The following is a 14,154-nucleotide window of genomic DNA, read 5'->3' as shown; positions in this document are numbered from 1 at the left end:
CCGAATCGCGCGGCGAAATGACTTTGTGGGGTAAGCGTACTTTATACCGGGCTACAACAAGATCAACGCGCCTCGGCGGCGATCATCGAGAACCGCACGGGCTCGTCGACATATTTCAACACGGCCGACTGGTAGAGCACGAACAGCGGCTGGTAGCTCCGTGCAGCGTCGTCCTCGACCATTGCCATGCGACGGTTGTCGAGCATCAGCCAGTGGCCGTCGAGCCGTGCAGCGGCAATCGCATGCTCTTCGCCGGCCCTGAGGTCGCGCACCACGACGATGCGGAGATCTTCCGCGGCAATGCCCGCGAGCTTAAGAGCGGCGAGCTTGGCAATGGCATAGTCCTCGCAATCCCCGGCGCCACGCGCGAAGGTCGCGAGCGGCGAGCTCCAGACGTCCTCAGAACCGTCATCGGCGGCGCGGATGCCGAGGTTGATGGCGCGATTGGTTTCGCCCAGCCGGGCGCGGCCGTCACGGCTGCGGGCCTGGTCGACGATCGCGAGCAGTTTCAGCGCAGCGGGCGAAGCGCAATTGTCCCGATCGCCGTCGCACAGGGCGAGCTGCACCATGTCATCGTCGAGCCTGGACCTCAGGGCGAGCCATTTCTGTTGCAGGCTGCCGGCGGAGATGGCGAAGGCGAACACGCCGAACGGCTCGGCGGATTTGCGCACGAGGACGCCGGCTCCCGGCGATAGTAGCGTGCCAGCGCGAAGCTCGGCGGCCGATCCGAGTAGGATCAATCCGCACAGCACAAGGATAGCGCGCCAAGCGCGCGAACGAGCAGCGGTCTCCATCTGACATCCCCTTCCGGCTTCGCCAGGTCCCCCTCGACCTGCACGTGCCGGGCTTTGTTGCTTTCGCGGAGATAGTGCGAGGCGGGCGGTTTTGTTCTGCTTAACGCGCCCGGCCTGGGGTCCCAAAACCGGGCAACAGGCTGAAACGGGCCTGCTCATATTGCGTAAAATTTTACGATTCGCCGGCTAGGAGGGCGGCAGTTGCCGCGAAGAGGGACCAATTGCAGGCAGAAGTTGTTGTGGAACTGATTCTGCGCCTTATGGCTAACGGCTGGCTATTTCGTGAGTTCTGTTAGCTGGATCACAGATTTGGCCCCGTATTTGCCGCAGGGTGGTGCGGGGCACCACGAACAAAAGATGACAGAAGTATCTATTGCCAGATTTCTGCAATAGAATACATGAGGTTACTGAAAATGAGCGAAAATAAGCGCTACTTTACTTATGAGTATTTGAAAGATTACTTTGGCTTCCCTGCAGGTGCCCAGCCGTCCGAGAGCATCGACCGCTTGGTGATGCGAAATCACACAAGCAATAGGTGGTTTCGCTAAGGACTTGGTAATGATATGCAAGTTTAGGCGAGCGATACTTACTTAGATTTTAACTCCTTTTTTGGTGCCCGGATTGAATTACGCTGGCAAATTTGACGCCGCGATTTCCTTGGACGGCTTGGGTTCCCGATCGCCCGCCGATGGCCATGTCGATTCCTTTACTGCGAAGGCACACGGCCACGTGCCCGATGGCGCATTCGTGGTTCCCGACCCGAACCTGATCTTCAACGGCGATTTCAAGCGCGCCGGTCTCGATCTCGTGCTGTCTCATGATGGGCACGATTTCGTCGTTCACGATTATTTCAGGGGCGACAAGCGCGCGGCGATCGCCTCGCCCGACGGCGCGCACCTCACCGGCGACGTCGTCAACGCACTCACCGGCCATGTGCAATACGCGCAGGCCGCCTCAGGCATTGCCGCCGCGCAGGTCATCGGCCACGTCACCAAGCTCTCCGGCAGCGCGACCGCGGTCCGTAACGGCGTCTCCGTCATCCTGAACAATGGCGACAACGTCGAGAAGGGCGACGTGGTCTCGACCGGCGGCGACTCGACGCTCGGCATTACGTTCATCGACGGCACGGTGTTCGGCCTGTCCTCCAATGCGCGGATGGTGCTGAACGATATGGTCTACGACCCCAACGGGTCGAACAATTCCTCTCTGCTCAGTCTGGTCGCAGGCACCATCACTTTCGTTGCCGGTGAGACCGCTAAGCACGGCGACATGAAGGTCGACACGCCGGTCGCCACCATGGGCATCCGCGGTACGGCGGTGCTGAGCCAGATCAACTTCGTCGTTCCCGCTGGCGGCGGCGATCCGCAGCCGCAGGCAAGCTTCCAGGTGCTGGTCGAGCCGAACGGCACGACGGGCTCCTACATCCTGTTCGACAAGGTCACGCTGCTGCCGATCGCGACGGTCAACCAGGCCGGCCAGATGATCCAGATCAGCGGCGGCAACGTCTCGATCTCCAATGCGCTGATGTCGCCGGACATCCAGAAGCTGATCACGGACGTGTTCACGCTGAAGTTCACGGACAACAACAGCAACACCAAGCTGACCCAGAACTTCACCGACTCGATCACGCAGACCGGCAACATTGTCTTCATCAAGACGGATACCGGTGCCACCGCGACCGCGACCTTCACGCATCTCCCTGAGCCGGGATCGCAGGGGACCGGCCATAATCCGTCGACCAGCACCCGCATTCCCGGCCCGCCCGTTCGTCAAAGCCTCGATCTCAACGGCAATGTGAAGACGGCGTTCGAGATGATCGAGCGCGCGGGCACGACCGGCGACACAACTCATTACGATACCATCTCCGGTCGCATCACCTTCGTCGATCAAAACCTGGCCGATCTGCCAACGGTGAGCATAGACCTCGGCGATGCGCCGAACTTTGTCTACAAGAACGCCGGCCAGCAGGATGTCACCGGCGCGCTCTCTGCGCTCCAGAAGCAGGACATCGCGGCAACGCAGATCCAGCTCAGCGTGGCCGCAGCCGCCGGTAACAACAACAACGGCTCGGCGGTCTGGACCTACACGATTCCCGACCACGTCTTCGACTTCCTCGCGGCGGGCGAAACGTTGACGCTGACCTACAAGGTCCGCGTCAACAATAATTTCTCGGTCAATCCCGAAACGTCGACCATCGACATCACCATCACGATCACCGGCACCAACGACAAGCCGGTGATCACCACCAGCGTTCCGACCATCATCTTCGAAGGCGGCACCAGCGTGCCGGGTGGCCCGCTCACCAGCGATGTTCCCACGTCGGGCACGCTGAGCTTCGACGACGTCGATCTCACCGACAAGCATACGGTGTCGGTGGCGTTGAGCAGCGCGACCCTGCCTGACGGCACCGTTCCGCCGGGGCCGCTTGCGGCGTTCCAGAGCGCGATGTCGGTCGCGATCGCGGCGGGCGCCGATAGCACCGGAGACGGCACCGGCACCATCAACTGGTCGCTGGCTGACCTGCCGGTCTATCTCGCCGACTTCATCCCCAAGGGTGAGGTGCTGACGCTGGTCTACACCGTGACGCTCAAGGACGCGCAAGGCGCCACCTCGCAGCAGACCATCACCGTCACGATCACCGGCACCGACGCTCCCGCCGTGGTGTGGATCGCGACCGACAAGCCCGGCGCTCCCTCGGGCGGCTTCTGGAAGGATGCGGCCAACTGGGCAACCGGCACGGTCCCGACCATCAATGACGACGTCATCGTCATCACCGACCAGCTGCATGGGCTGACGCCGTCCTATCCGGTGACGATCGACACGGCAGCCTTTGCCAAGTCGATCACGATGAACGACTACGACACCGCGGTCGGCCACAAGGCGCCGGAAGTCATCAACAAGAGTGCGTTGACGATTGCGGGCGAGATCAGCCTCAAGGCCGATTCGAAGCTCACCAATTTCACGGCAAGCACGATCTCGGTTGGTGGCAAGGCTGAGTTCCTGGACAGCAGCGTCCTCACCAATGCCGGCTACCTGACGCTCAAGGGCGGCGGCGATTTCGCCAACGGCACCACAATCACCAATTCCGGCACGATCGAGCTGTTCGGCGGCACGCTGAAGACGCTCGCCGGAATTAACAATGCCGGCGGCACGCTGAAGGCCGATGCCGGCACGACGCTGATCGTCGACACCGCCACCATCAGCGGCGGCACGGTCACCATCGCCGGCACGCTGGAACTCGACGGCAGCAGCGTCCTCAAGAACGGCACGCTGAACAATTCAGGGGCGGTCAACGTCAAGGGCACGGCGGATTTCGCCCACGAGACCGTCGCAAACACGTCCGGCGGCACGATCAAGGTGCTGGCGAATGGCTGGCTGACGATCGACCAGGGCTCCGGCGTCGCCAACACCGGCAACGTCACGGTGGACGCCACCGGCAAGCTGACGGTCAACGGCGCCACGATCAGCGGCACCGGCACGGTCACCGGCAACGGTGAGATTGATCTCACCGGCGCTGCGGTGCTGAGCGGCAGCATCCTGAACAACAACGCGGTCTTTAAGGTCAGCGGCACCGGCAACGTGCTGGACCACGAGACGGTCACGAATGCGAGCACCGGCACGATCGAAGTGCTGGCGAACGGCGCGCTGACGATCGACCAGGGCTCGACGGTCGCGAATGCCGGTAACGTCACGGTCGATGCCAACGGCAAGCTGACAGTCAATGGCGCCACGCTCAACGGTGCCGGGACTGTCACCGGCAACGGCGAGATCGACCTGACCGGCGCTGCCGTGCTGAGCGGCGGCATCCTAAACAACAACGCGGCCTTCAAGGTCAGCGGCAGCGGCAACGCGCTGGACCACGAAACGATCACGAATGCGACGACCGGCACGATCGAAGTGCTAGCGAACGGCGCGCTGACGATCGACCAGGGCTCGACGGTTGCGAATGCCGGCAACGTCACGGTCGATGCCAACGGCAAGCTGACGGTGAACGGCGCCACGATCAATGGTGCCGGTACGGTCACCAGCAATGGCGAGATCGATCTGACCGGCGGCGCGGTTCTGAGCGGCGGCATCCTGAACAACAATGCGGCCTTCAAGGTCAGCGGCACCGGCAACGCGCTCGACCATGAGACGATCACGAATGCGAGCACCGGCACGATCGAGGTGCTGGCGAACGGCACGCTGACGATCGACCAGGGCTCGACTGTCGCGAATGCCGGCAACGTCACGATCGATTCCGCTGGCAAGCTGACAGTTAACGGCGCCACGATCAGCGGTACCGGGACTGTCACGGGCAATGGCGAGATCGATTTGACCGGCGCTGCGGTGCTGAGCGGCGGCATCCTGAACAACAACGCGGCCTTCAAGGTCAGCGGCACGGGTAACGCGCTAGACCATGGAACAATCACGAACGCGGGCACCGGCACGATCGAAGTGCTGGCGAACGGTGCGCTGACGATCGACCAGGGCTCGACGGTCGCGAATGCCGGTAACGTCACGGTCGATGCCAACGGCAAGCTGACGGTCAACGGGGCGACGATCAACGGCACCGGCACGGTCACCGGCAATGGCGAGATCGATTTGACCGGCGCTGCGGTGCTGAGCGGTGGCATCCTGAACAACAACGCGGCCTTCAAGGTCAGCGGCACCGGCAACGCGCTGGACCACGAGACGGTCACGAACGCGAGCACCGGTACGATCGAAGTGCTGGCGAACGGTGCGCTGACGATCGACCAGGGCTCGACGGTTGCGAATGCCGGTAACGTCACGGTCGATGCCAACGGCAAGCTGACGGTCAACGGGGCGACGATCAACGGCACCGGCACGGTCACCGGCAATGGCGAGATCGATTTGACCGGCGCTGCGGTGCTGAGCGGCGGCATCCTGAACAACAACGCGGCGTTGAAGGTCAGCGGCACCGGCAACGCGCTGGACCACGAGACGATCACGAATGCGAGCACCGGCACGATCGAGGTGCTGACGAATGGCGCGCTGACGATCGACCAGGGCTCGACGGTCGCGAATGCCGGTAACGTCACGGTCGATGCCAACGGCAAGCTGACAGTTAACGGCGCGACGATCAGCGGTGGTACGATCAACGGTCTCGGCACGATCGATGTCACTGGCGCCAGCAAGATCGATCAATCGGCGACGCTGAGCACCACTGCCGTGACGGTCGAGAGCGGCGTCATCCTGACGCTGGATGACGTGATAGTTGCGGGCACCGCAATCGCCAATCATGGCACGGTCAAGGTCGATGCAGGCAGCAAGCTGACATTGAACGGTGCGAGCCTGACAGGCGGCGCGCTCACCGTTTCGGGCACGCTGAATTCGACCGGCACAACTGCGATTACCGACGCCAACATCTCGAACAACTATCTGATCGAGGCAACCCTGGGCGCGTTGACGCTGCTGGCGACGACCTCCGCAAGCTCGATCGCGAATGGCGGCATCCTCAGGGCCAATGGCGCCGAGCTCGACATCAACGGCGAAGCCATCGCAAACACCGGCACGCTGGCGGCGATCAATCATGGGACACTGAAGCTGATCGGGATGACGGTGACCGACACCGGCAGCGGTAGTGTCTCGGTCGAGTCCGGCTCGGCACTCGATCTTCAGGGCGCGACCATCGACGGCGGCACGGTGACGATTGCCGGTACGCTGGAATCGACCGGCACCAGCGCCATCGACAATGCCGACATTACCAACACCGGCACGATCACGGTCACCAGCGGTACGCTGACGATTGATCCCGCCACGCTTCACGCCATCACCAATCACAATCTCATTCAGGCGAAGGGCGGCGTGCTCGACGTCTCCGGTGAGGATATCTCCAACACTGCGGCTCTTGAGGCAGTCAACCACGGCACGCTGAAGCTGGCAAATCTCACCGTTAGCAACAGCAGTGCTGGGTCGATCACGGTCGACGGCACCTCGAAGCTCTATCTGACCGACGTTTCGATCAACGGCGGCAGCCTGAGCAATGCCGGCAATCTCTACAGCGCCGGCGTCGATACGGTCACGGGCAGCGTCACCAACACTGGCATCATCGAGGTCCAGAGCGGCATTCTCGACCTTGCGGGCGGCATCGCCGGTTCAGGCAAGGTAATCGTCGATGTTGGCGCGACGCTGGAGTTTTCGGGCGCGACCGGTTCGATCCACATCGTCAATTCCGGCTCCATCGTGGGCGCCGGTGGCAATGCGGCGATCCACATCCAGCAGGATACGACCGGTTCGGTGATCAACAATTCCGGCACCATCGGGCCGCCCGCCGCTTCGAGCGTGACCTCCGCGACCGACGCGATCATCGAGATCGGTGGCAGCCTCACGATCAACAACACCGGCCACATCAACGGCAATATCTCGGTCGCCAGCGCGACCTTCAATAACGAGTCCGGCGGCACCTGGACGGTCGCCGGCACGAGCGCCTTCGGCAATGCGTCGTCGATCGTCAATGACGGTGTCATCGATCTCCTCAACGGCGCCTCGATCTCCCTGGGTGGGCCTGGACTCGTCAATCACAGCCACATCGACAGCTGGGGCACGGCGTCGATCTCGGGCACCATCAGCAATACCGGCAGCATCGAGGTCCATGATGGCGAGCTGTCGCTGTTCGGCTTGCTGACCGGCACGGGCTCGGTCACCGTCGATGCCGGTGCGCTGCTGAAGCTCGAAGGCACGGTCGCGCAGACGATCAACCTCGCGGGCGACGGCGCCGCGGTTGAGATCGATACGGATACGTTCGGCGGATCGATCGCGGAGCTGTCGGCGAACGACACGATCGACCTGTCGACGATCAAATACGGGCTCGGCACCAGCGCGGTCTATGTTGCAAACTCCAATCCCGCGACCGGCGGCGTGCTGACGGTGACCGATGCGGACGGCAATCACATCAGCCTGAACCTGGCCGGCGCCGACTACAGCAATGCCCATTTCGCCGGGAGCGACGACGGCACTGGCCACACGCTGATCACGATGACCGATGACCACGCCCCGGCCTTCACCGCCGGCGGCGTGCTGGCGGGGGGCGTCTCCGAGCAGGCGGACGCCACCGGTGACTTCGCCACCTCCGATACCTCAACGCCTGCGACCGGCGCGATTGACTTCACCGACATCGACCTGACCGACCTGCCGTCGGCACAGATCACCGGCCAGGACGTGACCTCGCTTGGCGCCGATCACAGCACTAACCTCACCTCGTCGCTCTCGCTTGACGAGATCGCGGCGCTCAAGAGCGGGCTGACGCTTCTGCCGCAGGCCGGGCTGAACAATGGCATCGTCACCTGGAGCTATTCGATCGCCGACGGCGCGCTGGACTTCCTCGCCAAGGACCAGACCGCGAAGGTGGTTTCTACCATCACGAGCACGGACGATTACGGCGAGACCGCCACAACCGACGTCACGGTCACGATCACAGGCAAGAACGACGCGCCGACCTTGGCCGCGGTCACCACGGATCCGCTCGTCGATACCTCCATCGCCGACAGCTTCTCGGACGTCACGGGAATGCTGGTCGGAACCGACGCCGACCATGGAGAGACGGCGGGGCTGACCTATGCCGTTCTGAACGCGGATAGTCATGGGACGACGGCTGGCCTGTACGGCTCGCTGACGGTCAACGCGAACGGCACCTACACCTACGTTCCCGATGCGGCTTCGATCAACGCGCTTTCGGAAGGCCCTTGTTCGGACGTCTTCACGATTCAGACCACGGACGCGCAAGGTGCTGTCGGCACGGCATCATTCACGGTTGCCGTAACAGGCGCCAACGACGCTCCGGTGTTGACCGATGGTAGCATCGGGCAGCTCACCGATACGTGCGCAGCGGATAATTTCTCTGACCTCACCGGACAGGTGGTCGGGACCGATGCCGACTCCGGCGATACGCTGACCTACACCTTGCTGAACGCAGATCACCAGGCAGTCGGAGAGGTCACGGGTCACTATGGCGCGCTGGCGCTCAACACGAACGGCACCTACACCTACGTTCCCGATGCGGCTTCGATTAACGCGCTGCCGGGCTGCTTGCACTATTCCGACAGTTTCACGGTCCAGGTCACGGATGCACATGGCGCCGCCTCCACGGCGATATACACGGTGGACCTGACGGGCGCCAACGACGTGCCAACGCTGTCCGCTCTCAACCTCGGCAAGCTTACGGACACGGCGGCGACCGACACCTTCTCCAATCTCACCGGAAATCTCGCGGGCACCGACGCCGATGCCGACGAGACGGTGACGCTGACCTATTCTGTCCAGAATGCGGATAGTTGCGGGACGGCTCCAGGACACTACGGCGCGCTGACGGTCCACTCTGACGGCAGCTACACCTACGTTCCCGACGCGGCTGCGATCAACGCGTTGCAAGAAGGGCCCTTCGCGGATACGTTTACGGTCCAGACGACGGACGCGCATGGCGCGACCGGCACTGCGACACTCACGGTGGACGTGGACGGCGCGAACGATGCGCCGGTAATGGACGTCAACCAGATCAGCCTCACGCATGACGACGCTCAAGTCACTGTGCACGGTATCTCGGCCACCGACTCCGATGCGGCTGCCAATGAAACCTTCACGCTCGTTGCCTCCGGCTCGGGTAGCAATTTGAGTCCGGCGTCGACGTCCGATACCTTGGCGCATATCAATTCCGCGCTGCAGACCGTGACCTACACTGATGCAAGTGAAGGTGCGGCCATACAGACGGTCACGCTCACCGTGGCCGACAGTCACAACGCAAGCAAGACGGTTAGCCTGCTCTTTGGCACGGCCGGGCAAGATGACTTCATCGGGACAGGCCATCAGGACCAGTTCGTGTTCGCCGCCAGTTCCAACAACGATACGATCACCAATTTCACGCCCGGTCAGGACCATATCGACTTGTCGGCAGTCGTGACCGCCAGCGATTTTGGGGCATGGATGGCGCAGCACGTGGCGGCTTCGCCGACCAATTCCGCTGACACCCTGGTCACGATCAACGCTTCGGACACCATCCTTCTGAAGGGTGTCGCCCACCTCCAGGCGAGCGACTTCATCGTCCATGCCTGATTGCTGCATGATGGGCCGCGATCGTCGGCAGGCCCGATCCACGCTGCCGTTCACCGCCAAAGCGTGATATCCAGCCACCATGAAACGTCTCAAGATCCTGCGGCGGTGGTTTGCGCGCAAGTTCGGGTTTGCGCGGCTGATGTGCCTTGCGCTGCTGGTCGTATTTGCCGGCGCTCGGCTCTGGGATCCGCCTCCGATCCAGGAACTGCGGCTGCGCACGTTCGACATGTTTCAATTGATCGATCCGCGCCACAAGACGGCGCGGCCGGTCACCATCGTCGACATCGACGACAAGAGCCTCGCCAAGCTCGGCCAGTGGCCGTGGCCGCGGACGCGGATCGCCGACATGATCCAGAACCTCACCAATCACGGCGCGGTGGCGATCGGCTTCGACGTCGTGTTCTCGGAGGCCGACCGGCTCAACCCGGATCTGGTCGCGAGCCAGATGCGCTACCTGGACGACGCCACCCGCGCCAAGCTGCGCGAGCTGCCGAGCAACGACCAGATCCTCTCCGAAGCGATCAAGCGCTCGCGCGTGATCCTGGGCGAGACTGGGCAGCGGGCGATTTCGTCCGAGGTCGACAAGTCGCTGCCCTTCACCGGCGTCGCGACGGTCGGCGAGGAGGGCGCTGAGCGCTTCCTATTCGAATTTCCCGGGCTGTTGCGCAACGTGCCCGAGATCGAGAAGGTCGCGGCCGGCCGCGGCCTGTTCTCGATCAAGACCGAGCGCGACGGCCTGATCCGGCGCGTGCCGATGATCATGCGCGCCCAGGGCATGGTCATGCCTTCGCTGAGCCTCGAGATTTTGCGCGTCGTCACGGGCACGCCGACCTTGCTGGTTCGGACCGACAAGACCGGCGTGCGGGCCGTGCGTCTCAAGGGCGTGGAGATCCCAACCGACAGGAACGGTCAGCTCTGGGTGCATTACGCGCGCCAGGATCCCTCGATCTACGTCTCGGCCGCCGACGTGCTCGACAATACGGTGCCGCCTAACAAGATCGCCGGCAAGCTGGTGCTGATCGGCACCTCGGCGGTTGGGCTCAACGACATCAAGACCACGCCGGTGTCCTCGACCATGCCCGGCGTCGAGATCCACGCCCAGGTGCTGGAGAGCGTGCTGAGCGGCGCGGTGATCTCCCAGCCGAACTATGCGCTCGGCGTCGAGCTGCTCGCCGCGCTCGTCATCGGCTTGCTCGTCATCATCTTCACGCCGAACCTCGGACCAGTTCGCCTCGTGCTTGCCGGCGCGACCTTCGCCGCTATCCTGATCGGAGTGTCCTGGTTCTTCTATGCGCAGCACCGCTATCTCATCGACTTCACTTATCCGCTGCTCTCGACCACCGCGATCTATCTGACGCTAATCTTCGCCAGCTTCGTGCGCGAGCAGCGCCAGCGCGTGCAGATCCGCGGCATGTTCGCGCAATACATGTCGCCGGTGCTGGTCGAGCAACTCGCGCAGTCACCGGAAAAACTCGTCCTCGGCGGCGAGGAGCGCGAAATGACGATCATGTTCTCCGACGTGCGCGGCTTCACCACCATATCGGAAACCTACAAGCACGATCCGCAGGGCCTGATCGCGCTGATGAACCGCTTCCTGACTCCGCTGACCGACGTGATCATCGATCAGAAGGGCTATATCGACAAATATATGGGCGACGCCATCATGGCGTTCTGGAATGCGCCGCTCGACGATGCCGAGCACGAGGTCAACGCCTGTGAGGCCGCGATCCAGATGTTGGAGAAGATCGACGCGGTGAACAAGGACCGCGAGCAGGAGGCCATTGATGGCGGTCACGTCTACATCCCGCTCAATGTCGGTATCGGTCTCAACACCGGCATCGGCGTCGTCGGCAACATGGGATCCGACCTGAAGAAGAACTATTCGGTGCTCGGCGACAGCGTCAACCTGGCCTCGCGCCTGGAAGGCCAGTCGAAGGAATACGGCTTTCCCATTATCGTTGGCTCGCGCACCGCGCTCGCGGCCAAGGACAAGTTCGCGATCCTCGAACTCGACTTCATCATGGTCAAGGGCAAGACCGAGCCGGAGGTGATCTATGCCATCGCCGGCCGCGAGGATGTGATGCTTTCAGGCGCCTTCCAGCGCCTGCGCAACGTCACCATCGAAATGCTCGCCTGCTATCGCAGCCGCGACTGGCAGGGCGCGCTGGACGCGATCGACCGCGGCCGCAGGAGCGAGGATGCCGACACGCTGGAAAAGCTGTTCAAGCTCTATGAAGTGCGCATCAAGGAATTCCAGGTCAATCCACCGCCGGAAGGTTGGACCGGGGCCTATGCGCTGCTGACGAAATAAGGGAGGCGCTTGCTAGCGGCTAAACCCTCGGTGTCGTCCCGGCGCAGGCCGGGACCCATACTCCGCAGCAGAAGCTGTACGCCAGATCGGAGTTGGCTGTCGTTGCCGAATTCAACTCGGTGGTTATGGGTCCCGGCTACGCCGGGACGACAGCGGTGTTCGACGCCGCAGGCCGTCGCCTTAATAAGAGGTGTCGTCCTGGCTTTCGCCAGGACGACAGTGGTGTTTGCGGAAGCGGGGTGCCGACCTTGAGCCTCACTCCGCCCCGATCGTCGTGAGATCCTGGAACCAGTGCTGCGCCTGCACGAACTGCTTGACCTTGGGCGACAGCGCATGCGGGTTGGTGTCGTGCACCACCCATACCAGCGTGGCGTCGTCGACGATCAGCGCGTGCGCCTGCGCCAGCAACTCGTCCTGCTTGGCGCTGTCGAAGGTCTGCTTGGCCTCGTCGATCAGCGCGTCGGCCTTCGGGTTTTTGTAGCCGCCCCAGTTGACGCCGACCGGCGCGATCTGGCTCGAATGGAAGAAGCGGACGATGGCGTAGAGCGGGTCAGAGGTGACATAGGCGATGTTGTTGGCGGTGATGCCGGCGTTCATCTCGTCGGCCGCGCCCTTGCGCCAATGCGTATAGAGTGTCTCGAGCTCGACGACCTTGAAATCGATGTCGATGCCGGTCTCCTTGAAGCTCTGCTGCAAAAATTCGTTCATCGGCAGCGACAGCATCTGGCCGGTGCCGCCCTGTGCGATGATGAAGGTCGCTTTCAGCGGCTTCGCCTTGGAGTAGCCGGCTTCCTCGACCAGCTTCTTGGCGGCTGCGACATCGTATTTCAGCTCGAAGCTCGGCTTGCCGAACCAGGGGCTCGACGGATCGACCTGTCCCTTGGCGGGTTTCGCAAGGCCATTCATCAGGCCCACCACGGCTTCACGATCGATCGCGAGGTTCAGCGCCTTGCGCAGGCGGATGTCGGTCTAGGGCGAACCCGGCAGCACGCTCAGATGATAATTCCAGACATGCGGCGTAACGTTGTCGACGAGCTTCATGCCGGCGGCCTTGAGCTGCGGCACGGCATCCGGCGCCGGCGTCTCGATCAGATCGACCTGCCCGGCCAGCAGCGCATTGGTGCGCGTCAGCGCTTCCGGCATCGGCACCAGCACGAGCTTGTCGACCTTGGGAATACGCTTCTTGTTCCAATAATCCGGATTCTTCGTGAGCTCGGCGAGTTCGCGCGGCACCAGTTTTGTCAGTTTGAACGGGCCGGTCCCCGAAGGCTGGCTCGCGAACTTGTCCCAGTCCTTACCGAGCTTCTCGTATTGCGCCGGGCTGGAGACCAGGAACCACAGCATCTGATAGGGAAAGAAGGAATCGACCGTCTTGGTGGTGATCTCCACCGTGAAGTCGTCGATCTTGGCGTAGCTCGCGACCGAAGGCAGGCGGGTCTTGACCTGCGCACTCTGGCGCTTGTCGAATTGCGGCGCCTTGTCATTGAGCACCTTGTCCAGATTCCAGATCACGGCGTCGGCATCGAACTCGCTGCCATCGTGAAACTTCACGCCCTTGCGCAAGGTGAAGCGCCATTTGGTCTTGTTCTCGGCATCGACCCTCCACTCGGTGGCCAATCCGGGCACCAGCTTTCCCGGCCGGTCGGCGACGTCCATCTCCCACGCCACGAGCGGATCGTAGATGGTGTAGGCCGTGAACTGATAGGCGCCCGCGCCGCGATCGGGCTGGCCGGTCGTCAGCGGGATGTCCGCCATCGAGATGCCGTAGCGCAGCACCGTTTCGGCGCCCGCCGGAATCGCGGACAACGCCAGTGCAAGCACGGCGAAACAGGTCGATAGTCGGATACGCATGGGCCAAAGCTCCAAGGAAGAATTCAAGGACAATCGGAGCCAAACCTGCAATCTTGATGCCAGAATAGGCAGCGAGGTGCTTTCGCCGACGTGTCATCACAAGGACTTGTCGTCGCAGGGGCAATTTGCAGAATAAGTTTCCCCATTGGC

3 protein-coding genes and 1 pseudogene are annotated in these 14,154 nt (G+C 62.6%); 2 read left to right on the top strand and 2 right to left on the bottom strand.

The genetic code is table 11. The annotated features are described in order from the left end of the window. Positions 1–62: 62 nt before the first annotated feature. Entirely contained in the window at positions 63–794 is a 732-nt protein-coding gene (locus IVB07_RS35440) for a transglutaminase-like cysteine peptidase (protein WP_018458192.1), read from the bottom strand. A 729-nt stretch (positions 795–1,523) separates the two neighbouring features. Between IVB07_RS35440 and IVB07_RS35435 the strand changes: the two genes are divergently transcribed. Beyond that, on the top strand, positions 1,524–9,842 hold the full coding sequence (locus IVB07_RS35435; RefSeq protein ID WP_247531396.1) for a VCBS domain-containing protein: 8,319 nt from the start codon (positions 1,524–1,526) through the stop codon (positions 9,840–9,842). A gap of 79 nt (positions 9,843–9,921) precedes the next feature. Continuing rightward, positions 9,922–12,153: an adenylate/guanylate cyclase domain-containing protein gene (locus IVB07_RS35430; protein ID WP_018457599.1), complete on the top strand. Its 2,232-nt coding sequence runs from the start codon at positions 9,922–9,924 to the stop codon at positions 12,151–12,153. Positions 12,154–12,408: 255 nt separating this feature from the next. Here the strand turns inward: IVB07_RS35430 and IVB07_RS35425 are convergent. Further along, positions 12,409–14,004, bottom strand: a pseudogene (locus IVB07_RS35425) (ABC transporter substrate-binding protein). Positions 14,005–14,154 lie beyond the last annotated feature (150 nt).

Source organism: Bradyrhizobium sp. 172, from assembly GCF_023101065.1.
GTDB lineage: Bacteria > Pseudomonadota > Alphaproteobacteria > Rhizobiales > Xanthobacteraceae > Bradyrhizobium > Bradyrhizobium canariense_D.
Note: the sequence above shows the minus strand (reverse complement) of the source record. Positions and strands in the feature narration are given on the sequence as shown.